The organism is Marinobacter nitratireducens, from assembly GCF_000708045.1.
Lineage (GTDB): Bacteria > Pseudomonadota > Gammaproteobacteria > Pseudomonadales > Oleiphilaceae > Marinobacter > Marinobacter nitratireducens.
The window spans coordinates 527,461-551,489 of the sequence record NZ_ANIE01000009.1; the positions used below are offsets into that span (position 1 = coordinate 527,461).

Here is a 24,029-nt window from a genome sequence, read left to right on the forward strand (position 1 = left end):
GCGGGGCCGTGATCCCGCCATCAGCATTATTCGGGAGAGTGTTATGGAATTACCTGTCGCAGTTCAGCAGGCACTTGGGGAGTCGGCGTCTGGCGTGTCGTTGCGGGACGCCAGTCAGGCGCCTGGCAGTGAACTGTTGCGTATGGTCTTGCTGAGTGATGGGGAAGGCAATATTCAGGCGATTTGCCGCAAGGGTGACCTGATTGATCTTGATCGGCTCAATAAGCAGCTGGGGCGGGACCTTCGACTGATGAAACCGAGGGAGCAGTTGCGGGTGCGTGAACGGGCTGGGTTGAGTGTCATGCCGGCCCTGCCATCGCTGACGGGGTGGCCGACAGTGGTTGATCACAGGGTGGATGAGCTGACGTCGGTCGCCATTGAGCTGGGTGAGCAGAACCTGGCCATGGTCATGCCCGCTGATGATTTTCGCTCGCTCACGGCCAAGGCCAACCATGTGGTATTTACCGTGGATCCCCGGTCCATTGAGGTGAACCTGAACGATCATGGCAAAGACCGGGACCAGTTCAACACGGCGATCAAGAAATTTACCGGGCTTCGTATTCAGCAGCGGCTTGAAGACACGCTTGAGCTGCCGCCGTTGCCGGAAACAGCCCAGCGCATTATCCATCTGCGGGTGAACCCGAATGCGGTGATGGGAGACCTGGTCGATATCGTCGAGAGTGATCCAAGCCTTGCCGCGCAGGTTGTCAGCTGGGCATCCTCCTCTTTCTATGCGGCGGCTGGCCAGGTGCGCTCGGTTCATGATGCCGTGTCCCGTGTACTCGGATTTGATCTGGTGATGAACCTGGCCATGGGTCTATCCCTGGGGCGGGCATTGAAGCAGCCCCAAGATCACCCCGAGGGTTATGTCGATTACTGGCAGCAGGCGATTTGGCAGGCTCAGTCAGCGGGGATCCTGGCCAGTATGATGCCCCGAGGCGAACGGCCGCTGTTTGGGCTGGCCTACCTTGCCGGGTTATTGCATAACTTCGGTCATCTGGTGCTAGCTCAGGTGTTCCCTCCGCATTTCAAGCTGGTTTGTCGTTCCCTGGAAGTAAACCCTGAGATCGACTCGTCGGTTACCGAGCATTATCTGTTGGGAATCACGCGGGAGCAGATCGCCAGTCAGCTGATGGAAAACTGGGGCATGCCGGACGAAGTGACGCTATCTATTCGATATCAGAAAAATCCGCGCTACGACGGTCCTTTTTGCGTGTACGCAAAGCTGCTCTGGTTGGGACGTCAGCTGCTGACAGAGAGGGGCGTAGCACTGGGCGCCGGGCAAGAGGTGCCGCAGTCGTTCTACGATGAACTTGGCCTGGATCGCGAGAAGGTGGAAGAACAGTTTGATCAGCTGGTTGAAAGCAAGGACAGCATCATGGCGATGGCCGGGATGATGAATCAGTAAGCCTCTTCGTCGTACTCACCACCAAAAAAAGCCGGCCATTTTGGCCGGCAAGCTCACCCGCTTGTTGCAGAGTCGTCCAGACTTTTCAGGAGAAAACAACGATAGGGCAATCACCGCCGCTGGTTGGGTTGCGCCCTGTCTTTAAAGTTAGACAAAGCGCCGAAAAAGGAAAGCTGTCTGGCCAAACTCGTTGACTGTGAAGGCGGCGTCACACTTGGAGCGGTGTGGAACCTGTTGTTTTACCGTGTGAAATGCTAGTGTGTCTGGTTAGGCCAGTTACAAAATATTACAAAAAGGTTGCCCGGTAGGCTCTTCAGTTGTCGAAGGCGTGCAGGCGAATGGCTGTCGCAGCCCGGCGAATCTCATCGGCGTATTTCTTCTCTATCTCGAATCGCTCTTTGTCCATCTTCTCGACGAAGCGCGTTTCTGTTGCCTGCCGGGCACGGTGGGTCGGCATGTGCTGGAGGTGCTCATGGACCTCCAGGAAGACCCGGTAGGGCGACTGCTCCAGAAGCTCGGGCGCCAGATGATCAAGCAGGCCCTTCAACCGGAGGCAGGCTTCAGAGTATTCAACCTGGTCCGCTTCAACGGCCAGGGCGATGACTCGCACGCTCTCGACCATGTCCTGCCGACGTTGCTCCAGGAAGGCGGTCGCCTTGGCCTGTCGTCGTTTCCCATCGGCCAGAGCTTTTGCCTGACGAAAGATGAATACCAGAAGCAGGGCGATGACTCCCAGCCCTGCCGCAATCAATGTCCATTGGAGCCAGATCGGCATCGAGTTCTCCCTTGATCCATCATGCCCGTTTCCGTTGGCGGGTCGGCCGCCAGACTTTGACATTGACCGACTGGCCATTCAATACCGAGGTTCCAACCAGATCATCGATCTGCGCGTCGCTGATCACATCATTGATGCTTGCTCCGGCGTGGCTGGATGCGATGGATTGGCCGCTACCTTCCCGATCGTGGCCCCAGCCGTGGGGAATCGAAACAACACCGGGCATGATATCTTCGGTGATCTCCACCGGCAGAACAATTTTTCCAGCGGAGGAATTCACCTCGGCGGAGTCGCCGGTTTGCAGGCCCAGTCGTGATGCTTCTTTCGGGTGAAGCATCAGGGTGCACCGATCCTTGCCTTTTACCAGGCGCTGGCTGTTGTGCATCCACGAGTTATTGCTGCGAACGTGTCGACGGCCGATCAGCATCAGTCCATCCTCGGGGCTGAGCTCCAGCTTTTTATGAAGCCGTTCAAGATCATCCAGAAAGCGTCGAGGTGCAAGGTTGATCTTGCCGTCCCTGGTAAACAGCCGGTCCGGGAGTGTCGGCTTCAGTGGGCCGAGATCGACGCCGTGCGGTTGATTCCGAAGCGCGCTCAGGGAAAGGCCTTTAGGAAGATCCTCCCAGCGTCGATTCATCGAGCTCAGGTTGGCGAGTCCCCGAAGCGGGTGGCGTTTGGGGAGCAGGTCGATGATCAGGTCAAGGGCCGGCTGCGCCAGACCTCGCAGAGGTTGTCCGGAAGCACCATAGGGACCGGAGCGCAGCATCAGGTCCAGAATGGGATCGGGGCCGAGCTTCTTGAATGTGCGCCAGCCAAGTTCCGATCGCAGCGGTAGGTTCCCGCCTTTGCGGAGCTTCTCCAGGCGGTGTGCCAGTTCCAGGAGTATTTGCCAGTCGTGCCGGCTATCAGGTCCGGCATCAAAGAGTTTGTCGCTGTATTTGGCGGTATTGCGGACCGCAAACATGCTGAAGATCAGGTCGTAGTGACTGCGCTCCAGTGCGGCAGTGGGAGGCAGGATCACATCAGCGTGCCGGGTGGTTTCGTTCAGGTAGTAGTCGACGGACACCATGAAGTCGAGCCCTTCAAATGCCTCGTCCAGACGACGTCCGTTGGGGTTGGACAGTATCGGGTTGCCGGCCACGGTGACAAACGCGCGGATCTGGCCATCGCCTGGCGTCAGTATCTCATCGGCCATGGTGCTGGCGGGGTATTCGCCGGCGAACTCCGGCAGCCCTCGAACCCGGCTGTGACGTTTGCCGAAGTGGCCGTTTTGTCCGGACATGGCACCGATGGCGACCAGATCAATGGCGGGCTGGGTGAACAGAACGCCTCCGGGGACGTCGAGCTTCCCGGTCAGAATGTTGAGGCAGTAGGCAAGCCAGGTGGCGATGCCGCCGAATGCCTGGGTGCTGGTTCCCATTCGGGTATAGAGTGCCGCTTTGGGTGTGGTGGCCAGTTGCCGCGCCAGTTGTCTGATCGCATCGGCCTGAATGCCTGTATGCTCGGCAACAGCCTCTGGAGAAAAGCTCAATGAGGCGAGGCGGAGTAGATCCACATCCTTGACCAGTGGGCCGGCTGGGCCGGTATTAACCAGCTCTTCCTGAAACAGGGTGTGCACCATCGCCATGAGCAGGAGCGCGTCAGAGCCTGGTCGAATAAAATGGAACTCATCTGCCAGCTTGGCTGTTTCAGTGCGGCGGGGATCCACCACAATCATCTTGCCACCACGACTTTTGAGGCGCTTTAGCCGGCCACGGAAGTCTGGCACCGTCATCAGACTGCCATTGGAAGCCATCGGGTTGGCACCGATGCAGATAAACAGGTCTGTCTGGTCGATATCGGGGATCGGGAACAGAATCTGATGCCCGAACATCTCCAGGCTGGTCAACATGTGGGGAAGTTGATCGTTGGAGGTGGCAGAGAACCGGTTTTGGGAGCCAACAGCTCGCAGAAACGGCATGGTCGCAACCAGTGAACCATGGTTGTGGACATTCGGGTTGCCCAGGTAGACGCCTATGCTGTTGCGGCCATGGTCGGTGCGTGTCCGGTGTAGTTTACGCGCGACCAGATCAAAGGCTTCATCCCATTCCATTTCTTTCCAGCCATCAGGCGTCTTGCGAACGGGCTTTCTCAGGCGCTCGGGATCTTCATGCAGATCCTGAAGGGCAACGGCTTTGGGGCAAATGTGTCCACGGCTCAGCGGGTCGTTCTCATCGCCCTTGATGGAAGAAATGTGGCCATCCTTCACTTCAATGGCAACGCCGCACATGGCCTCGCACAGATGGCAGGTTCGAAAGTGGGTGCCGTTCTCCATGGACTTGCTCTCCCGGGCGTTGTTGTTCTGGAATTAATGGTTTTTTAATGAAACCAGATTAACAGGATTTGAGGGCGATGGGGAAATTGTGTGGTTTTATCCGGATACAAAAAAGGCCAGCCCAACGGACTGGCCTCTGGTGCCAAGGAAAGGAACTCCTACTGGGAGGCAGGGATTTCCTTGATGGGGTTTGAAAGGAAATTGAGGTAGGTCCCCTCAGCCGGAATTCGAAGGGGAATCTCGACGGGGACAATACCAAAGGATACCGCATTGACGGTGATGTCCTCGGCCACCGTATTGCGCTGCTCTATCTGCATCCGGCCATCATCAAAGAATGTGATGGGGCCTTCCAGGTTCAGGGTAAGCGGCTTGCTATACAGGTCATGGCTGGTGACACCATCCAGGTTAGGCGCATCAAGTGTCAGGTTGGCAACGGTCTGAAAGACCGGTCCGCCATTGGCGCCTTCTACAATGCGGCCCTCGACGAGTCCCATCGGGTTGTCTGCTGTCGGTTCACCATAAGTCATCCGCAAGATCTGGGTTCCGGTGTTGGAGTTGATATCCGCTCCGAAAAGTAGATCTGCGCTTACGACGACCTGTGCTGATGTCGTGGTCAGCATCGTTGGGTATAGCAGAACCCGAACACCAATGACTTCTCCGGCTTCATTGGTGGCAGGACCTATAACTTCTGTGTCCAGTCCATAGGTCTGGTAGATAAACTTGTTGGCCGGACAGTCACCATTGTCTGGCGAGCAACCGACTCTGGCTGCGCCGGCAGAGCTTTGACCATTGACCACCGTCAGCTTGCTGGAGTTGGCCGACGGCAGGATTTCTCCGTTGACGATCTCGTGATCGAAAGGCTCAAGACAGTTGGTGCTGTCTGCAGCATCGCAGTCGATGACATAGTTTGAGTTTGTGTCGCGGATCGGCAGGTTCCGAAGCGGTGTAAATACGCTTTCCTGCTGCTCCGCGCCGACGAAGTAGATCGATAGGTCCGGACCGCCAATATCGGAAGGGTCGACCAAAAGGTCTGTCTGCAAAGGCAACCCCTCTTCCGAGCAGATGATGGACCCGGAGTTGCAGTCGCCGTTCTGCGCAGAACGCATGGTGTAACGGTAAGTGGTTCCGATTTCCCAGGCGCTATCCGGATAGAAGCGGATTTGCTGATTGTTCTTTTCGATCCTGCCGGCAACCGGAGCTTCGGACCCTACATTACCAGGGCTCGATGGATCGGCGATGGCTTCGACCACCAGAGACTGGTTGTTAATGGTGGCAAGGTCCATTGACTGTGAGAACTTGACCACGATAGGCCGATCCTCGGGCATGGACATGACTGGAATCTGATCACGAACAGGGTTGTTTGTCGCGGCATCCACACAGGTACCGTGTTGGCCCGCTGCGATATCCTGACCAGTCGTCACACAGGGATAGCCTGGGTAAGTTGTCAGAGCGAACGGAGACACCGGCGCGGCCTCGGAGCCATCTGTGAGGGCTGGCAGGGCAAAGGTCAGTGCCTGTTGAGTTGCCCCGTTTCCAGCGAGATCCGTCAGTCCCGAGCTGATGTTCAGGGTGTATTCGACGCCATGCACAAGGCCGCCGACCTGATTCAGAGCCACAACTGTGCCATCGAGTTTGGTTTTGAAATCAACGCTGGTGTTGCCCTGGAACAGGGTAAATGCAGAGTCCAGAGATTTCGGATCGAGAGGCTCATCAAAGTTGAGCACAATCGGGTCACCCGGACGTTGCATCTGATCCCGGTCGCCTGGGACCGCTGAATCGGGGCCCGGCATCCAGCTTACCAGGGCTGGCCCGGTGGTATCCGACGTCCGGTTTTCCAGTGCGTCCAGTTGGACATCGGCGTTGGTATCAGCCTCGATGCGGAAGGCGATAGTCGCATCCGTGGTTTCCTGACCAAGAAGATTGGGCTCGACCATGCCGATTGCGTCGATGGTCAGAACCCCTTCCTTGACGATGGCAATACCGCTAAGTTCTACGTGCATCAGGTTCTGGGACAGTGACGCGTTTGGCTGCGGCGCCTCGGTGTTCATGGACACGTCCATAAACAGTTTCACATGACGTGGGGCCTCGGCCGAATCCGAATAAGGGTTCGGGTACAGGTAGCCGGTCGCATCGGTCAGCATGGTGACCTTGATGGCGCCGGTTTTCTGAATGGTTCCAGTTGCCGGATCCAATACGGGGACGGTGCCATTCACTTTGACATCCAGGCTGCTGCTCTCCAGCAGGCTGCCCTTGGGTACCCTCAGGGGGACTGGCTCATCTCCCGGAAAACTTGGACCATAAGCCAGCTCGGCATACAGTGCGCCAGTCTGTTGGGATACATCAGTGGTGCCCTGTAGCACGGAATTGAGGCTGACACCGTTGATGATCTGCCCGTTGAGTACGGAGCGCTGGGGCTCCGTGCCTGCCAGAAGCCCGGAATCAATGGTTTCCTGGTAGAGGATAACGGTTGGACTGGTGTCCTTCGGAGAAAACTGTGCGCTGTAGTCCAGGGTCTCTCCTGACAGGGAGGGCAGAGCGCCAATGTCCAGCGTGTAGGTCTCACCGGGTGTCAGTATGTCACCCGGCATGCCGCAGGCATCGCGGGTTTCTGCGATGCACGGATCGAGGGTCAGGTATCGGCCGTCCACATAGACGTCACTGGCGACCTCGCTTCCCTGGCTGTCCAGCAAGCGAATGCTGCCGCCCATGGCTTTCCAATCGGGGTGCACCGGTTGGCTCAGAGTCAGCCTGAAGGAGGAAAAGTCCATGGGTTTGAAGAAGCCGTCAGCCGAGGGAATCATGTTGGTGACGGCAAAGCCGGATTGCAGGGAGTCCAGCGACTGGATGCCCGTGAATCCGGCACGGGTGGTGAACTGGATGCCATCGGCTCCTACTGCATTGGGTGTGCCAATCGGCCGCGATCCCGCATCCAGAGGTTCCGAGAACGATATGTTGAAGTCGGAACCGAGACTCAACGGCGCATCAGGACTGAGAATCAGACTTTTGCCCCCGTCGGTCGTGGTCAGCGTGTAGGCCACGGGGCCTTGATCGTTCGTGAGCTGGATCTTGGATTCCGGAGCTTCGTCGGTAATGGCATCGGAGAAGCGAAGAACGATATCGGCCTCCGGGCTGACCGTACTTTGTCCATCAGCCGGGAACGAGTAAATCACGCTTCCCGGAGACGAGGCATCGTTATTTATCTGTTGCTGATCACCGCCACAGGCGGCCAACAGGATCGCCGGTACCAGAGCGAGAGTTTTGTTGTAGTTCATGGCTCAGCCTCCGATCAGAATTTCAGCGTAATGGAACCGCTGAATACATGTACGTCACCGTCAGTAGAGACAACCGTACCGTTGTTTGTGGCATCGGGATCGGTGGTGTTAATGGTGAAATCCCGGTCCTGAAGCATCTGATACTGGTAGCCCAAATCCAGTCGAACCGGATAAGCGAGGATTCGGGTGCGCTTGTATTCGGCACTCACGCCGAGACCAACAATGTACTTGTCGTTGTCGAAGTAGTTGACGTCCTGGGTCGAGGTGCTTTTCAGAGCTGTCGGCTGGAATGCGAGACCACCGGTCACAGCAAAGGTATCACCCAGCTTCATCTCACCACCAATACGGGGAATCAGGATGTCGTCGAACTGGGCTGCCGCCTGATCTTTGATGTCGTCACCGGCAAACTCATCTTCCAGATCTGACCAGTTCTGCTGCTCGAGGGTCAGACCGACCCGCCAGTCGGATGCGCTGTACTGGACGCCGACGGCATAAACAGTTGGCTGATACGAGTCGTAGGTGGAAATTGCAAACTGGAGTGGGTCGCTGGCCGGGATCAGGCCGGGAATCACCGTATTGGCCTGGACGGTCGTGCGTGTGTTGGAGCTGCTCCGGTAGACAACGGCCGTTTCGAAACCGTCAAGGAAGCAATCCGAGTCTGGACAGAGAGTTTCACCAAGATCAACGCTTGCACTCAGGATAGATCGGATTGAGGGCTTGGCGTTCACCGACAGGCTTTCGTATTGAGTGTTGCCCGCCAGGTCAGTGGTGGTTGAGAGAGCGGCTTCGGAGTGTAGCGTGATACGGGTGGCAAAACCGGCATCAATACCCCGCCAAAGTGTGGTTGCACCACCAAGGTTCAGAAACAGCGGCTGACGCTCGTAGGTCAGGAACTGGCCAGAGTTCGAGGTTTCTGAGTTAAAGGCAAGAAGCTCCTTGCCGAGCTTTTCGACACCTGCAACGAAGCCCAGGTATATAGGGTGTTTGACCCGAGTGAGCGACGACAGATTGGTCTTCATACCGATCAAGACGTTTTGACTCGGGCGGTCAGTGACGATAGATCCTGTCCGATCCGCACCCTCAGCTCTCAGTTCATGAGCACCATGGAGAAAGCCACCGGTCAGCTCACCGCGAGGATCTTTGGCAAGATAGGCCGGGTTGTAGTAGGTCGCTGAAACCTGAGTATTAAACATGGACAGTGCCTGAGCCGAAGCAATATCGGTTGGCAGGAGCCCATAGGTGGTGCCGATGTTGCCCATGTTGGCTGTCGCCGTTGCGGAGGCGAGGGCGGTTGTGGCGGCAATGCACAGGGAAAGTGACCGAATTGAGAATCGGGAAGTTGAATCCATGGACTTACTCCAAAAGCTCGTTGTTTTTTTAAGTGCCTTTCCAGGCCCGACTGAACGCGACTGGTACTTTTGTTCTGTTTTTAAGTGTATGCGGCTTGTCTTTTGGGGACTTTGGCTTTCGTGACACGAATTGATGTCGGTAAAACCACGTATGCTCAATCATGGTCGAAAAACAGGTAGATTGCCTGCTCTTAAAGGGCTGACACTGTTTGATTTTGTTGAGGAGTGTTGCGATTTTTTACGTCGGGAAACGAAAAAGCTCCCCGGGAGGGGAGCTTTAGGGTGTAAATAAGTCTGACATGGGGTGTCAGGCTTTGGTTGCGCGCCTTCTGCTGGCAACAAGGCCGGTAATGCCCAGCGCGAGAAGGGCAAGGGTTCCGGGCTCCGGAACAGTTACGGGCGATGATCCCCAGATGGATACGTGGGAGATGGAACCCCGGACGTTGCTCCAAAAGTCCTCAAGCACGATGGACTCCATGCCGTCCCAGATGTTGCTGATGTCATAAAAATAGTAGCGCGGGTCGTTGTTGCCATCTTTCACGGCAATGTAGCAGTCCCCACAAACAATGGATGAAGTGCCGAGGATCCATTCCAGTGTGCCGCCATCATTCCCGACTGTGAAACCAAAGTCATAGGAACCGCTGAAGCTGCCGGATTCGGTGGGGCTTCCGCCATCCTCTGCTGCGTCTGCTTTGTACAGCAGGTTGCTCGCGTCGTAGGAGGTGCCGAAAATATTGTTAATGCAGGTGGGCTCGCAATTATCTGGGCCGTAAGGTCCGGAAGCATGATTGCCGTCGGCATCCGCCGTTGACGGCGAGATTACAAGCGCATTTGCGGAAGTCGAGAACAGCAAGATGCTGAATACTGCCATTGCCGCCTTTAAAAACATTCCCTTTTTCATTTTTTGCTCCTCGGGCATAGGCCCTTTACTTCTACTTCCTGGCATCCTCTCGTTAATCCGGTGACTAAAGTTCAGTCACATGCATCAACGAAGGTGTCGTTTGTCTGTGCTTTAACGATTCAAGCGATAGTCATGCCAACTTAAGAAAATCTATAGATTACAACCAAGTGGAAGGGCAGTTGGGTGTGCGGTGTAAGAAAATTCGACACAAGTAGGGCGCCCTCACTGAAGGGTGAGGGCTTACCCAGTAGAGGAGTCAGGTCTATGCGGTTTTTCGGCTCTTTCGCGCTAAACCCAGTCCGATCAATCCGAGGCCGAGCAGGGCAATGGTGCCGGGCTCGGGTACGGAGACTTCCTTGCTATACAGGGTCAGGTGGGAAAGGCCTCCACCTGTTTTTTTGGTGTTCTGAAGTCCATAAAGGAAGGTCCAGTCACCCCCTGTCGCTCCACTTTCAAGGGAATAGACAAACCATTCATCCGGAGTGTTCCCGGTGCCGAACTTGAAGCCAATGGCTCCGGCGGAGAACGAATCCCAGAAGGTGGGGTCGATAGACCATGTGCCTGCGGTCGATACCAGAGGGGTGCCACCGCTCTGGCTGAAACTCATGGAGTACGAACCGGACACATCGGTGTAACCGGCGCTCGCTGCGGTTTGGAGGAAATCGTCATTTATCCCGTTGCCGATGTTCCCGAGACCAGATCCAAGGCAGGCCGATACCAGTGTGTCGTCCACCTGCATGTAGTTGTTGTTTATGTCTGCACCGCACTGAATCGTTCCGCCTAGTGCGATGCCGGAAAAGAGTAGCCCAGCGGTGAGGCTACCAATGGCTGTCATGCTTTGACGCTGATTCATGGCTAATCACTCCTGTACCTGTAGTTTCAGGCTGTGTTGCCTTCATCGGTAGACGAGCATATTCCAGACCAATTGATAAAATGGATTAAAAAATAAACAGTTGGGGTTTGCTGTTTTGGCAGGGGATAGAGGTGTGTAAACAAAGCCGACAGCCCTACGTCGGGTGGCTAGGTTACCACTGAGACACATTGAAGCGGCTGGTTTCGGTGGTGTAAAGATGTATCTGAAATGGTGGGCCCAGCTGGACTCGAACCAGCGACCAAGGGATTATGAGTCCCCTGCTCTAACCAACTGAGCTATAGGCCCGTGCAGCGTACGCTGTTTTGAAAGGGTGTTCCCGGGTGGGGGAAACAAAGCGGGCGCCATTATACCGGTGAGGTGAGGCGCCCGCTAGTATTCGGGAGATTATCCCTGGTTTCCCTGGTCGTCGATGAAACCGCGCAGGTGATCGGAGCGAGACGGGTGGCGCAGTTTGCGCAGGGCCTTGGCTTCGATCTGACGGATCCGCTCACGGGTAACGTCGAACTGTTTGCCGACTTCTTCCAGAGTGTGGTCGGTGTTCATCTCGATCCCGAAGCGCATCCTCAGAACCTTGGACTCACGTGCCGTCAGGCCGGCCAGGACAAGGCGGGTAGATTCTCGCAGGCCTTCGGCGGTGGCTGAGTCCACCGGCGACAGGGCCTGGATATCCTCGATGAAATCGCCCAGATGGCTGTCTTCGTCATCGCCAATGGGAGTTTCCATTGAGATCGGTTCCTTGGCGATCTTCAGAACTTTGCGGATCTTGTCTTCCGGCATTTCCATGCGTTCGCCAAGCTCTTCCGGTGTGGGCTCACGGCCCATCTCCTGCAGCATCTGCCGCGAGATGCGGTTGAGCTTGTTGATGGTTTCGATCATATGGACCGGAATACGGATCGTGCGGGCCTGGTCCGCGATGGAGCGGGTGATAGCCTGCCGGATCCACCAGGTCGCATAGGTGGAGAACTTGTAGCCGCGACGGTACTCGAACTTGTCCACCGCCTTCATCAGGCCAATGTTGCCTTCCTGGATAAGGTCCAGGAACTGCAGTCCACGGTTGGTGTACTTCTTGGCGATGGAAATAACCAGACGAAGGTTGGCTTCAACCATCTCCTTCTTGGCGCGGCGAGCCTTGGCTTCACCGATCGACACGCGACGGTTGATCTCCTTGATGTCGGCTACGTCCAGATCGACTTCGGTCTGCACGTTGTGGATGCGCTTCTGGAGACGAACGATCTCGTCGATACGCTCGCCGATGGCGGCGGCATACGGCTTTTTGGTGTTGGCGATTTCGCCGGCCCACTCAAGGTCCACCTCGTTGCCAGGGAACCACTTGATGAAATCCTTGCGGGGCATTTTGCATTCGCGTACGCAGATGCCCATGATCGCACGCTCGTTTTCACGTACAAGATCGTTGGTGGAGCGAACAACGTTGACCAGTTCTTCGAAAGCTTTGTTGGCCAGTTTGAATGGGGCAAACACCTGGCCCAGTTCATTCAGAGCAGCCTGGGTCTTCTTGTCGCCACGGCCGTGCTTGGCGAGAGCCTTGTCGGCAGCGTCGAGCTTCTCTTTCAGAAGTTCGAAACGCAGGCGCGTCTCTTCCGGATCCGGGCCGTTATCGTTGTCATCTTCGTCAGAATCATCGTCATCGTCGGAGTCAGAGTCCGAAGTGTCGGACGTGTCTTCTGTGGACGGAGTCTCTTCGCCCATGAACGGCTCAGCGTCGTCCGGGTCCAGGAAGCCGGTGACGATGTCGCTGATGCGGCCCTCGTTCTCAATGATCCGGTCATAAGCCTGGATGACGGTGCCAGCGGTTCCGGGGAAGTGGGCGACGGCCGCCATGACGTCCCGGATGCCTTCCTCGATACGCTTGGCGATCACGATTTCGCCTTCCCGGGTCAGCAGCTCTACGGTGCCCATCTCCCGCATGTACATGCGAACGGGATCCGTGGTGCGGCCGGCATCGGTCTCGACAGCGGCCAGCGCTGCGGCGGCTTCCGCAGCGGCAGCTTCATCGGCGGTAGAGTCGCCTTCGGTCATCAACAGGGTATCTGCATCCGGTGTTTCTTCGCACACCTGGATACCCATGTCGTTGATCATGCGGATGATGTCTTCCACCTGATCCGGATCGGCTATGTCTTCCGGAAGGTGATCGTTTACCTCGGCGTAAGTCAGGTAACCTTGTTCTTTGCCTTTTGCAATGAGGTCTTTCAACCGTGATTTCTGCGAATTGCCTGACATAGACACCCTGTAAACTCGCTTTATAAGGAAAAAAGTTAAACAGCCATTATAGCTGCCGCTCGGTTGCTCTGCCACCGATAGGTTAGATGGTGATCAGGGCTTCAAGTTTCAAGTGCTGTTAGCTCTGGGTTCCACTGCTCAGAGTCTTCAGCTCTTTTCGCTCCTCCGTTGAGAGGTTTGAAAAGTTTCGGAGTAACGCTGCCAGTCGTTGTTGCCGCGTTGCTTCCTCGTTCGGATTCAGCATTTCCCTGGCTTGAGCCAATGTATTCTCACGTGACGGGATGTGCTCAATGCCATCAAAAAGATGGTAGAAGCGTTCCCGGGCTCGTCCATCAAGGGCCAGTTTCCGAACCAGTGTTCGCCGGTCGCCGGCTTCCTGACTCAGTATCCAGTTAGCCAATTCTCGGGCTTGTCCGTACTGTCTCGAACGGGTGGTCAGCTCGCTGATTTCGCTTGCCAGCTCGGGAGCTTCCAGAAGAGCCAGGCAAAGAACGCTGTCTTTGCTGAGCTTTACGTCGATGCGTTCCTCACTGACCCGGTCCCGACGCTCACCTTTCCAGCTCTTCCATTCTCCTCGCTGCGGTTTCTGCCACTGGCTCCGGCCGCCGCACAATCGGAGCATTTCGTGCCACATGGCATCCCGGAGGGTGCTTCTGGGCATTCTGTTGAGCAGAGGCTCTGCTCTCGCTCTGAGCTCACCCCGGTGTTCAGGAAGTTGAAGGTCGAGACCTTCACTCTGCCTGTCGAACAGGAAGCGTGACAGCGGCGTTGCGCCATCCACTCGTTTCTGAAATGCTTCCGGCCCTTCTTTGCGAACCAGTGTGTCCGGGTCCTCGCCCTGGGGGAGCATCAGGAACTGCAGGTGCAACCCGTCAGTCATCAGCTCCAGTGCATTCTCCATGGCTCTGTCGGCAGCGCGAAAGCCTGCCTGGTCGCCATCAAAGCAGAACACGATGTGTCGTACCTGTTTGAGTAGAGCAGTCAGGCTGTCCTGATTAGTTGCAGTGCCCAGCGTTGCGACGGCGTAATGAATGCCATGTTGAGCCAGTGCGATGACGTCCATGTAGCCTTCGACAACCAGTAGCTTATCGAGTTGCTTGAGCGCCTGCTTTGCCTCGAACAGGCCATAAATCTCCCGGCTCTTGTGGAAAACATCCGATTCCGGAGAATTTATGTATTTGGCCTTGTCGTCACCCAGTGTTCGGCCGCCGAAGGCGATCGTTCTGCCGCGGGTATTACGGATCGGGAACATGACCCGGTTGCGGAAGAGATCCCTGGGGCGTCCGTACTTGTCGGATACCGTTTTGGTCTCAACAAGTGGTGTTTTCAGGTCTTGGCTGGCCGCGTCAAACAACGCCGTGCCGGTGCCCGGGGCGAAGCCGATCCGATACTGGCCGACAATGGCGTCGTCCAGGCCTCTCTGCTTGAGGTAATCGCGGGCGTAGGAGCCTTGCGGGCCGGACAGCGCTGACTGATAAAACGTGCTGGCAAAATCCAGTGCGTCGGTCAGCGTCCTGGCCTGCTGGATCTCCTGCTTGGCCGCCCGGTCATAGGGGACTTCCAGTCCTGCTCGTTTGGCCAGGTCCTCCACTGCCTCGGTGAAGCCCAGTCCATCATATTCCCGGATGAAACTAATGGCATCGCCATGGGCCCCGCAGCCAAAACAGTGATAGAAGCCCTTGTCCGGCCTCACGTTAAAAGACGGTGTCTTTTCATCGTGGAACGGGCAGCATGCCTTGTAGTTGGCGCCAGCCTTTTTGAGCGTAATGCGCGACCCGATCAGCTCTGCCAGATCAATCCTGTCCAGCAGATCTTCAACGAAACGTTGAGGGATCAGTCCGCTCATGGATACTCCAGGTCAACCGGGCTTTATCAGACTTCGGCCATAGCCAAAAATGCCGCCGAAGCCAGGCCTCGGCGGCATTTGTGAATCGCTCTGTGCGGCCTGTGGCTGAACAGGCGATCAATACTTCGCAGTCAAGCGGCGTCAGCTGTAACTTAGTACAGACGCTCGAACTTGCGCTGTTCCCGCTGAAGCTTCTTGAGATGACGCTTAACGGCAGCGGCTGCTTTGCGCTTGCGAACGGCTGTCGGCTTCTCGTAGTGCTCACGACGACGCACTTCGGACAGTACACCTGCTTTTTCGCAGGAACGCTTGAAGCGACGCAGGGCTACGTCAAACGGTTCATTCTCTTTCACTTTAACAGCTGGCATTCGAAAATCACCTACCTGATAGATTCGGTTTCAATTTGGTCCGTCTGGAATGGCCAGATCGGCTCGATCCCTGGTCAGATTGGCTAAAACTCGACCAGTGCATATTTTAGGGCGGCAATAATAGCGCCTGGGCTGCTGCAAGGTCAATGTTTGTTCGATGAATCTGCCAGCGGATTTCGGGTTTCTGCTAAAATGGCGGCTTTTCTCACCAGGCCAGTTGGGGCGGCGAAGATATTATGTTGGTACTCGGGATCGAAACCTCTTGCGATGAAACCGGTGTGGCGCTGTTTGACAGTGAGGCGGGGCTGTTATCCCACGCTCTGTTCAGTCAGATCGATATGCATGCGGATTATGGTGGCGTTGTTCCGGAGCTGGCGTCGCGGGACCACGTGCGTAAATTGCTGCCCCTGTGTGATCAGGTGTTGTCGGATGCGGGCAAAGAACGGGCGCACATCGAAGGTATCGCGTACACGGCAGGCCCGGGGCTTGTCGGTGCTCTGATGGTCGGCGGGTCGGTGGCCCATGCTCTCGGGTATGCTCTGGGCGTGCCGGTGCTCGGGGTACATCACATGGAAGGTCACCTTCTGGCCCCTATGCTGGAGGACGCACCGCCCGCGTTTCCGTTTGTCGCCTTGCTGGTCTCTGGCGGGCATACCCAGTTGGTTCGAGTCAACGGAATCGGTGAGTATGAAATGCTCGGTGAATCCGTGGATGATGCAGCGGGAGAGGCATTTGATAAAACGGCCAAGATGCTTGGGTTGGATTACCCCGGCGGGCCGCGGGTCGCCGCGCTGGCGGAGAAGGGAACGCCAGACAGGTACCGCTTCCCAAGACCTATGACAGATCGGCCGGGGTTGGACTTTAGCTTCAGTGGTTTGAAGACCTTTACCTTGAATACCGTGAATGCTGCCAAAGACGCCGGTGAATTCGATGATCAGGTTCGTGCGGACATTGCTCTGGCCTTTGAATCGGCAGTTGTCGATACCCTGACCATCAAATGCCGTCGGGCGCTTGAGCAGGCTGAGTGCAAGCGTCTGGTCATTGCCGGTGGTGTAAGTGCTAACAAGCGTCTGCGGGCGGGTCTGGAGAAGATGGCTGCCAAGCTCAATGCGGAGGTATTCTACGCCCGGCCTGAATTCTGCACCGACAATGGCGCCATGATTGCCTACGCGGGGGCTCAGCGCCTGGTTGCCGGGCAGCGGGATGGAGATCGGATCGTGGCGGTGCCGCGTTGGCCGATGAATACGCTGCCTGCGGTATCCGAGCCGCGCCAAAATGGGTTGGCGGACTGACCTCTGGGTTAGAGTCCGGCTTCCCGGCCCTGGGCCAGCCGGATCAGGTTATTGCGATGTCGAACGACAATCAGAAGGGCCAGAAGCCCAAACAGTGGCAGCGTGTTCGGCTCAATAAAGGCGCTGATTAACGGCCCACAAACAATGGCGATCAGGGAGGCCACTGCTGAAATCCGCCAACGCCACATGGCCGCCAGCCAGATGGTTGCCATGAGCAACGTTGTTACCGGGGCGAGTGCGAGTCCCGCGCCAAGGGCGGTGGCCACACCCTTACCACCCTTGAAGCGATAGAATACCGGAATCATGTGTCCGGTCACGGCAAACAGTGCCACGATGGCCTGCACCATCACCGAAAGTCCTGCTGAATGGGCAAGCCAGACCGGCAGGCCACCTTTCGCCGCATCCAGTATCAGAGTGGCCGCAGCTGGAGCCCAGCCACCGGTTCGGTAGACGTTTGTGGCACCTGGGTTGCCAGAGCCCTGCGCTCTGGGATCGGGGAGCTTCCACAATCGACTGACCGGCAATGCAAACAGAACCGAGCCGGCAAGATAGGCGGCGGTGCAGAGCAAAACGGTAATGATTGGATCGCCGGGTTGTGTCATAAGCAGGTTCGCGGGCGGAGACGTCCCAGTGGATTATGTGAGAAAATGCCAGCCTCGAAACCACTGGCCAGCCTTGTTTGTACATTATCCGCTGGTTGTGCGTTATTCAATCAGCAAAGAGTTTAATGCCCTGGAGTTTTCTTTGACGGACAGCGTGCTTATAGAAGGTCTGGAGGTCGAGACGGTGGTTGGCGTCTACGACTGGGAGCGGACGATTGACCAGCGACTGGTCGTGGACCTTGAAATGGCCTGGGACAATCGGATTCCGGGCCGTTCGGATAACGTAGCGGATGCTCTGGATTATGCGGCTGTCAGCGAACAGGTCAACGTTTGCCTGAAGCAGCTCCAGCCTCAGTTGCTGGAGCGCGGTGCCGAGGTGCTGGCTGCAGAGCTGCAGGACGTGTTTGGTATCTCGTGGCTGAGACTCACGCTTCGGAAGCCGGGCGCGGTTCCAACTGCTCAGTCGGTTGGGGTCCGGATCGAGCGAGGAGTACGCTAATGGCCAACGGCAACAAGGTTTTCATCAGTATTGGCACCAACGTTGATCGCGAACGGCATGTGGCCGCAGCGCTGGACGCGTTATCCGAGTGGTTCACAGACCTGGAAATCTCCCCTGTCTACGAAAGCGAGGCCGTTGGCTTCGACGGCTCTCCGTTCTACAACCTCGTGGTCGGTGTTCGTACAGACTGGTCCGTTGGCGAGCTGTCTCAACGGTTCAAACAGTTGGAAGCCGAGAATGGACGGCGCCGCGATGTGCCAAAGTTCAGCGCTCGTACCCTTGACCTGGACATCCTGACCTATGGAGGTGAGGTGGGTACGGTGGACGGAGTTGAGCTGCCCCGAGGGGAAATTCTGAAGAATGCGTTTGTGCTTCAGCCCCTGGCCGATATTGCCGGGCTGGAGTGTCACCCGGTTTGCGGAAAGAGCTACGGTGAACTCTGGTCTTCCTACAACCGGAATCAGAAGCTCTGGCCCGTCGATTTTTCCTGGCGGGGTCAGCAAATCTCACGGGCGTTGAGCTGAGCGGAAAAGCGCAATCAGGTGGTCGGTGGAACTGTCGCTGTCAGTGCTTGAATCGCCAGTGCCAGTAAGCCGGGGCATGATGCGATTGCCAAGCTGTTTGCCGAGTTCCACGCCCCACTGGTCGAACGAATCAAGATTCCAGATGGCGCCCTGAACGAATGTCCGATGTTCGTAGAGCGCAATCAGCGCTCCGACCGTCTCCGGAGTGACGCGATCCATAATCAGGGTGTTGCTTGGTTTGTTGCCGGGTATCACCTTGTGTGGTGCGAGCTTTTCAGCCTCTTCCTCGGAAAGTCCGTCAGCCAGTAATTCAGCCTTTGCTGTGTCCAGGGATTTGCCTGCCATCATGGCCTGTGACTGGCTAAGGCAATTGGCGAACAGGTTGGCGTGGTGGTTGGCCACGGGGTTGTGGCTTTGTAACGGGATGATGAAATCCGCCGGAATCAGCCGCGTCCCCTGGTGGATCAGCTGATGATAGGCGTGTTGACCATTTGAGCCCACGCCACCCCAAATCACTGGCCCGGATTCATAGTCCAGGGCGCTGCCTTCCTGCGTCACCCGCTTGCCATTGCTTTCCATGTCGAGCTGCTGCAGGTGCTCGGGCAGGCTCCGCAAGTAATGATCGTAGGGCAAGATGGCATGGGTATCGGCACCCCAAAAATTGTTGTACCAGACACTGAGCAGGGCCATCAGTGTCGGCAAATTCTGCTCCAGCGGCGCCGTCCTGAAGTGTTCGTCCATGGCATGAGCGCCGGCCAGCAGGGCTCTGAAATTATCCATGCCAACAGAAAACGCAATTGGTAGGCCAATGGCTGACCACAGGGAGTAACGCCCGCCAACCCAATCCCACATCGGGAACACGTTGCGTGCATCAATGCCAAACGCTTCGGCAGCGGAGACGTTGGCAGTTACGGCAAGGAAGTGGTCTGCGATATCGGTCTCGGTACCCCCCTGCGACAGAAACCACTCTCGGGCGACCTTGCCGTTTTCAAGGGTCTCCATGGTCCGGAAAGACTTTGACTGGATCAGAACGAGGGTGGTTTCGGGATTGACGCGACTCAGGGTCTCATGAATGTCAGTCCCGTCGATGTTGGCCACGTAATGACACTGGATTTTTTGATTCCAGTAAGGCTGAAGGGCCTCGGTGGCCAGTTTGGGGCCGAGATAGGAACCGCCGATGCCAATGCTCACGAGGTCGGTAAAGGGCTTTCCGCTGTATCCCTTACGAGCGCCGTTGACAACGCTATCGACGAAGCGTTGCATGTGATCGAGCGTGCGTTGAACCTCGGCGACTACATTGACCCCATCCACGAGGATCCTGGTGTTACCCGGATTGCGCAGGGCGGTGTGAAGGGCAGGGCGTTGCTCGGTTATATTCACCGGGGCGCCCGATAGCAACGCGTCACGGCGGCCCTCGAGATCGCAGGCGCGGGCCAGGCTGAATAGCGCCTCAAGCGTCTGGTCTGTGATCCGGTTCTTGGAGTAATCCAGGGACAGGCCCGCGCCTTCAGCGAAGTAGCGTTGGGCCCGCTCCGGATCCTGCTCAAATAACCGGGTCATTGGTACCGACTGGAGCTCCGACCTCTGCTGCTTGAGCGCCTGCCATTCCGGCCGTGAGGTCAGTGCTGTCGAAGTTGCCATCCCGGGCTCCTGTTTTGGTGGGGCATTCGTCCTATCGGCTAACCGTCAGGTTGTCTATCAGTCGTGTTGTACCCAGGAACGCCGCAACCAGAAGCGTGATGTCATTGTCATCGGGTTTTGCCGGCTTCAATGTCAGGCTGTTGACGATGTTGAAGTAGTCGGGGCGGAGGCCTGCTTGGGTCAAGCTGGCTTCCGCTTCCTGCTCCAGAGCCTCAAAATCCGCTCGTCCGTCGGACAGTTTTCGGGCGGTGGCCTGTAGTGTCTGGTAAACCGCCGGAGCAATTTGGCGTTCCTTATCAGAAAGATAGCCGTTTCTTGAGCTTTTTGCGAGGCCATCGTCCTCGCGCACCGTCGGTGCTCCGATGACTTCCACCGGCATCATCAGATCGCGGGTCATCTTTCGGATCACGGCCAACTGCTGGAAATCCTTTTCACCAAACACCGCCAGGTCTGGCTGAACCATGTTGAACAGCATCGTCACGACCGTGGCAACACCCTCAAAATGGCCCGGGCGGCTGGCGCCACAGTGGCCGTCGCTGACATCCGGTACCACCACCTGGGTCTGGCTGGCCAATCCCTCCGGGTAGATTTCGTCCACGGTAGGCGCGAACACAAGCGTGTTGCCTGCGGCCTCCAGTTTTTCCTGGTCGTCAGCAAGGGTGCGGGGGTAGGTATCCAGGTCCTCGCCGGCGCCGAATTGCATGGGGTTGACGAAAATGCTGGTGACAACAATATCCGCCGCTTCGGACGCTTTGCGCACCAGAGAGATGTGCCCCTCATGCAGGTTGCCCATGGTGGGAACCAGGCCGATGGTTTTGCCTTGCTGGCGATAGCCGCGAAGGATCGTGCGAAGTTCTTTCAGGGAATGTACGGTTCTCATGCCTTGAACGTATGCTCCTCGGCTGGAAAAGTGCGTGCTTTGACAGCTTTTACGTAGGCTTCGACAGCTCCCTGAACGGAATCGGCCTCGGCCAGGAAGTCCTTGACGAAACGGGGCTTCCGGCCCGGGGTGATGCCCAGCATGTCGTGGACAACAAGCACCTGACCGTCCGTGTCGGCGCCCGCACCAATGCCGATAACCGGGGCTTTGACCGCCTGGGTGATGCGAGCGGCCAGTGGCGCCGGAACGCATTCCAGCAAAATGACATCTGCGCCGGCATTCTCCAGTTCACAGGCGTGTTCGATCATCATTTCGGCCGCTCTCTCGTCCCGGCCCTGAACTTTGTAGCCACCGAATTTATTAACGAACTGAGGTGTCAGGCCCAGATGGGCGCACACGGGTACGCCGCGTTCACTCAATGCGCTGATGGTTTCTTTCATCCAGTCAGTGCCTTCCAGTTTGACCATGTGAGCGCCAGCCCGCATCAGCTCGGCCGCATTTTCCAGGGCGGCTTCTGTGGTGCCATAGGTCATGAATGGCATGTCGGCCATGATCAGGGCGCCCTTGTTGCCTCGGGCAACACAGGCCGTGTGGTAGACCATCTCATCCAGAGAAACCGGCAGGGTGCTGTCATTTCCCTGGAGAACCATGCCGAGAGAGTCGCCGATCAGAATAACGTCGACGCCGGCCTCGCTCACCACCTGGGCAAACGTGGCATCGTAGGATGTCAGGACGGAGAATGCTTCGCCCTTCTCTTTGAATTCCCGAAGGGTATTGATGGTAACAGCCATAGGATCCTAACCTCTGGTGGATGTGGCTCGTATTTACCGGGGTTGCCGGTGTACAGGTGCTAAGGGTAATTCGGGGGTATGCCATAGGCAATAGCGGCGTGATGCCGGCTCGGGGTTATCCGCTCATGGATCATCCCCGGACTGCTTCCTACCTTGGCAGCGGTGGGAGCAGTCTGAGGCCATTGTCAGGGCACCGTTTCCTGAGTGTACGGATGCTGCGGCCATCCGGAAGCGTCAGGTCTGGTGCCAGATCCAGTAGCGGCTGGAGCACGAAATCCCGGTTGGCGAGCTCCCGGTGAGGAACCGTCAGTCGTTCATCGTCCAGCGTCGTCTCACCGTAGATCAGCAGGTCAAGATCCAGCGTGCGGGGCCCCCAGCGGCGTGTGCGCTCCCTACCATGCTGCTGTTCAATCGTTTGAAGGTGGTCGAGCAGATCGTGGGGCCGAAGATCCGTATTCAACCAGACCGCACCGTTGACATAGTCCGGCTGGTCCTGGGGGCCAACCGGACGGCTGGCATAGAACGGGGATTGCGCCACGAAGGTGGTGTCGGGAAGGGCTGCCAGTTCGGCAACCGCTCGGGCCAGTTGAGCCGCCGGATCTTCCAGATTGCTGCCTAGACCAACAAAAACGTTTGTCGTCATTACTGCACCGGTCGTTTGACAGGCTTGCGTCGGCGGCGGCGTTTTTTCGGGCCTTCACTGCCCAGCTGGGACAGCATGCGCTCCTGATGTCGTTCATCGCCCTTCTGGAATTCGGTCCACCATTTGCCCAGGCCCGGTTCGATCTCGCCGGCGTCTTCCCGCACCAGCAGGAAATCGTAGGCCGCCCGGAACCGCGGATGGCTCATAGTGGTAAACGCCCGTTTGCCCTGGCGACGAGGCAGGCGCATTTGCAATTCCCAAATCTCCTTCATCGGACCTGAGAAGCGTTTGGGGATGGAGGTTGCCTGAACCTGGCGCCCGATGACCTTGCCAATGGCACCATGGAGGGCGGGCTGAACCGGATCGCCATTATCCTGACGTCGACGCCATTCTGCCTGCAGTGCCGGCCACAGCATGGCCGCAAACAGGAAATAGGGGGTGACGGATTTGCCCTGGGCAATTCGGGCATCGGTGTTTCTCAGAGCCTTTCGGATCAGGTCATCCGGCTCGCCGGCTTCCAGGGCTTTAACGGTTTCCGGGAACAGTGGGGCCAGCAGGTTGTACTGTGTCAGGAGGTCGTAGGTGGCTTCGCCGTGGCCGGCGGAGAACAACTTCAGAACTTCGTCAAACAGGCGCGCAGCAGGAATATGGGTCAGTAGTGGTGCCAGCTCTTTAATCGGTGCTTCGGTTGCAGGCTCAATATCGAATCCCAGCTTGCCAGCAAAACGGATGGCTCTGAGCATTCTGACCGGATCTTCCCGGTAGCGGGTCTCCGGATCGCCAATCAGGCGAAGCTGACGGTTGTTAAGATCGTCAACGCCGTTGGCAAAATCAATGACGGTGAAATCGCGGATGCAGTAGTAGAGTGCATTGACCGTGAAGTCACGGCGCAGGGCGTCTTCTTCCATACTGCCGTAGACGTTGTCGCGCAAAAGCAGGCCGTGTTCGCTGGTCTTGCGATCGTCCGCGTCCGCCGCATCGTCGGTCTGGCCAGCGTTGCCCCTGAATGTGGTGACTTCAATTATTTCGCGACCAAATACCACGTGCACGATCCGGAACCGACGACCTATGAGTCGGGAATTCCGGAATAGATCGTGAACCTCTTCAGGGGTGGCGTTCGTGGCGATGTCGAAATCTTTGGGTTTTCCGCCCAGCAGGACATCCCGTACGCCGCCACCAACCAGGTAGGCTTCATAGCCGGACTTGTTCAGTCGATGCAGTACTTTTTTGGCTGCCTCGCTGATCATGCTCCGGGACACGTTATGCTGGTCCCGGGGGATTTCCCTGCGTTGGTAAACGGGAGATTTCTTTTTTCCGCTACCAGGCATGATGGAGCGGATTCTGTCGACGAGTCGTTTTGGCATTGAATTCCGTGAGTGCGATGAGCAAAAACCGAGAGTTTAACGGTTTGGGCAGGATTTGCACACGTTTGCCGGTTGGAGCTGGCTTTAAAAACGCAGGGGACAGAAAATCAAAAGGCGGATCCGTTAAAACGAATCCGCCCTGAAAGCGTTGACGATCTGCATTGTTTTTATTTTTGCCGGGATTTTTCTTAATTCTTGTACCCCACTGTGCATCCCCAAGGCGGGGCATCAGTAGTGCAAACGGAAAGCTTTGAATACACAGAGTAGTCAGAGACATCGGGCGAGTCATGAGTATCTGCAGTGTCGCCTGGAAGACGATTCTTCTCTACATCTACAACTCACACGTGCCGTGGGACCACTAAAAAGCAAAGCACCCAAAACACTCAGTTCGCTCACGTTCTGTTCTTGTTTTTGTTACCGAACGTCTTTCTGCAGCTTTTTGTTCTTG

19 protein-coding genes, 1 tRNA gene and 1 pseudogene are annotated in these 24,029 nt (G+C 56.8%); 4 read left to right on the forward strand and 17 right to left on the reverse strand.

Features of this window, described 5'->3' with window-relative positions:
- Nucleotides 1-43: 43 nt before the first annotated feature.
- Nucleotides 44-1,408, forward strand: a complete 1,365-nt coding sequence (locus D777_RS16385) for an aminoacyl-tRNA deacylase and HDOD domain-containing protein (RefSeq protein ID WP_036134521.1) — start codon at nucleotides 44-46, stop codon at nucleotides 1,406-1,408.
- A 313-nt stretch (nucleotides 1,409-1,721) separates the two neighbouring features.
- Here the strand turns inward: D777_RS16385 and D777_RS16390 are convergent, their stop codons facing one another.
- From D777_RS16390 to rpsU, 10 genes and pseudogenes are all read right to left on the reverse strand, one after another.
- Nucleotides 1,722-2,183, reverse strand: coding sequence for a DUF2489 domain-containing protein (locus tag D777_RS16390; RefSeq protein WP_036134309.1), 462 nt, complete (start codon nucleotides 2,181-2,183; stop codon nucleotides 1,722-1,724).
- A gap of 19 nt (nucleotides 2,184-2,202) precedes the next feature.
- Entirely contained in the window at nucleotides 2,203-4,497 is a 2,295-nt protein-coding gene (locus tag D777_RS16395) for a molybdopterin-dependent oxidoreductase (protein WP_036134312.1), read from the reverse strand.
- Between the two features lie 158 nt (nucleotides 4,498-4,655).
- Entirely contained in the window at nucleotides 4,656-7,769 is a 3,114-nt protein-coding gene (locus tag D777_RS16400) for an Ig-like domain-containing protein (protein ID WP_036134313.1), read from the reverse strand.
- A gap of 14 nt (nucleotides 7,770-7,783) precedes the next feature.
- A complete protein-coding gene (locus D777_RS16405) occupies nucleotides 7,784-9,118 on the reverse strand; it encodes an aromatic hydrocarbon degradation protein (RefSeq protein WP_036134316.1) in 1,335 nt (444 codons plus the stop codon).
- A 307-nt stretch (nucleotides 9,119-9,425) separates the two neighbouring features.
- Nucleotides 9,426-9,524: pseudogene (locus D777_RS18350) on the reverse strand (PEP-CTERM sorting domain-containing protein); the annotation flags it as partial.
- Nucleotides 9,525-10,281: 757 nt separating this feature from the next.
- On the reverse strand, nucleotides 10,282-10,872 hold the full coding sequence (locus tag D777_RS18190; protein WP_036134320.1) for a PEP-CTERM sorting domain-containing protein: 591 nt from the start codon (nucleotides 10,870-10,872) through the stop codon (nucleotides 10,282-10,284).
- Between the two features lie 229 nt (nucleotides 10,873-11,101).
- A tRNA-Ile gene (locus tag D777_RS16420) sits at nucleotides 11,102-11,178 on the reverse strand.
- Between the two features lie 99 nt (nucleotides 11,179-11,277).
- The gene (rpoD, locus tag D777_RS16425; RefSeq protein ID WP_036134321.1) at nucleotides 11,278-13,131 is read right to left on the reverse strand and encodes an RNA polymerase sigma factor RpoD; all 1,854 of its coding nucleotides are present in this window, start codon (nucleotides 13,129-13,131) and stop codon (nucleotides 11,278-11,280) included.
- A 118-nt stretch (nucleotides 13,132-13,249) separates the two neighbouring features.
- Nucleotides 13,250-14,977: a DNA primase gene (dnaG, locus tag D777_RS16430; protein ID WP_036134323.1), complete on the reverse strand. Its 1,728-nt coding sequence runs from the start codon at nucleotides 14,975-14,977 to the stop codon at nucleotides 13,250-13,252.
- A gap of 152 nt (nucleotides 14,978-15,129) precedes the next feature.
- Entirely contained in the window at nucleotides 15,130-15,345 is a 216-nt protein-coding gene (gene rpsU, locus D777_RS16435) for a 30S ribosomal protein S21 (RefSeq protein WP_007153483.1), read from the reverse strand.
- 236 nt (nucleotides 15,346-15,581) lie between these two features.
- Between rpsU and tsaD the strand changes: the two genes are divergently transcribed.
- Complete coding sequence (tsaD, locus tag D777_RS16440; RefSeq protein WP_036134327.1) at nucleotides 15,582-16,637, forward strand: tRNA (adenosine(37)-N6)-threonylcarbamoyltransferase complex transferase subunit TsaD; 1,056 nt, start codon at nucleotides 15,582-15,584, stop codon at nucleotides 16,635-16,637.
- A gap of 8 nt (nucleotides 16,638-16,645) precedes the next feature.
- Here tsaD and plsY read toward each other — a convergent pair whose 3' ends face one another.
- Nucleotides 16,646-17,239 carry a glycerol-3-phosphate 1-O-acyltransferase PlsY gene (gene plsY / locus D777_RS16445; RefSeq protein ID WP_036134329.1) on the reverse strand — a complete coding sequence of 198 codons (594 nt, stop codon included), beginning with the start codon at nucleotides 17,237-17,239 and terminating at the stop codon, nucleotides 16,646-16,648.
- Between the two features lie 142 nt (nucleotides 17,240-17,381).
- Between plsY and folB the strand changes: the two genes are divergently transcribed.
- Both folB and folK (D777_RS16455) read left to right on the forward strand, forming a co-directional pair.
- On the forward strand, nucleotides 17,382-17,738 hold the full coding sequence (gene folB, locus D777_RS16450) for a dihydroneopterin aldolase (RefSeq protein WP_036134523.1): 357 nt from the start codon (nucleotides 17,382-17,384) through the stop codon (nucleotides 17,736-17,738).
- Nucleotides 17,738-18,262, forward strand: coding sequence for a 2-amino-4-hydroxy-6-hydroxymethyldihydropteridine diphosphokinase (gene folK / locus D777_RS16455; protein ID WP_036134331.1), 525 nt, complete (start codon nucleotides 17,738-17,740; stop codon nucleotides 18,260-18,262). The genes folB and folK (D777_RS16455) overlap by 1 nt, the downstream gene beginning before the upstream one ends.
- Here the strand turns inward: folK (D777_RS16455) and pgi are convergent.
- The 6 genes from pgi to D777_RS16485 all read right to left on the reverse strand — a co-directional run bounded on the left by pgi (nucleotide 18,245) and on the right by D777_RS16485 (nucleotide 23,870).
- Nucleotides 18,245-19,903, reverse strand: coding sequence for a glucose-6-phosphate isomerase (gene pgi / locus D777_RS16460; protein ID WP_036134333.1), 1,659 nt, complete (start codon nucleotides 19,901-19,903; stop codon nucleotides 18,245-18,247). The genes folK (D777_RS16455) and pgi overlap by 18 nt on opposite strands.
- Nucleotides 19,904-19,934: 31 nt before the next feature.
- Nucleotides 19,935-20,783, reverse strand: a complete 849-nt coding sequence (gene panC / locus D777_RS16465) for a pantoate--beta-alanine ligase (protein ID WP_036134335.1) — start codon at nucleotides 20,781-20,783, stop codon at nucleotides 19,935-19,937.
- On the reverse strand, nucleotides 20,780-21,574 hold the full coding sequence (panB, locus tag D777_RS16470; protein ID WP_036134336.1) for a 3-methyl-2-oxobutanoate hydroxymethyltransferase: 795 nt from the start codon (nucleotides 21,572-21,574) through the stop codon (nucleotides 20,780-20,782). Before panB ends, panC begins: the two co-directional genes overlap by 4 nt.
- Nucleotides 21,575-21,722: 148 nt before the next feature.
- Nucleotides 21,723-22,217, reverse strand: a complete 495-nt coding sequence (gene folK, locus D777_RS16475) for a 2-amino-4-hydroxy-6-hydroxymethyldihydropteridine diphosphokinase (RefSeq protein ID WP_036134338.1) — start codon at nucleotides 22,215-22,217, stop codon at nucleotides 21,723-21,725.
- Nucleotides 22,217-23,581 carry a polynucleotide adenylyltransferase PcnB gene (gene pcnB, locus D777_RS16480; RefSeq protein ID WP_036134340.1) on the reverse strand — a complete coding sequence of 455 codons (1,365 nt, stop codon included), beginning with the start codon at nucleotides 23,579-23,581 and terminating at the stop codon, nucleotides 22,217-22,219. The genes folK (D777_RS16475) and pcnB overlap by 1 nt, the downstream gene beginning before the upstream one ends.
- Nucleotides 23,535-23,870, reverse strand: a complete 336-nt coding sequence (locus D777_RS16485; protein WP_227501808.1) for a hypothetical protein — start codon at nucleotides 23,868-23,870, stop codon at nucleotides 23,535-23,537. Before D777_RS16485 ends, pcnB begins: the two co-directional genes overlap by 47 nt.
- Between the last annotated feature and the right edge of the window lie 159 nt (nucleotides 23,871-24,029).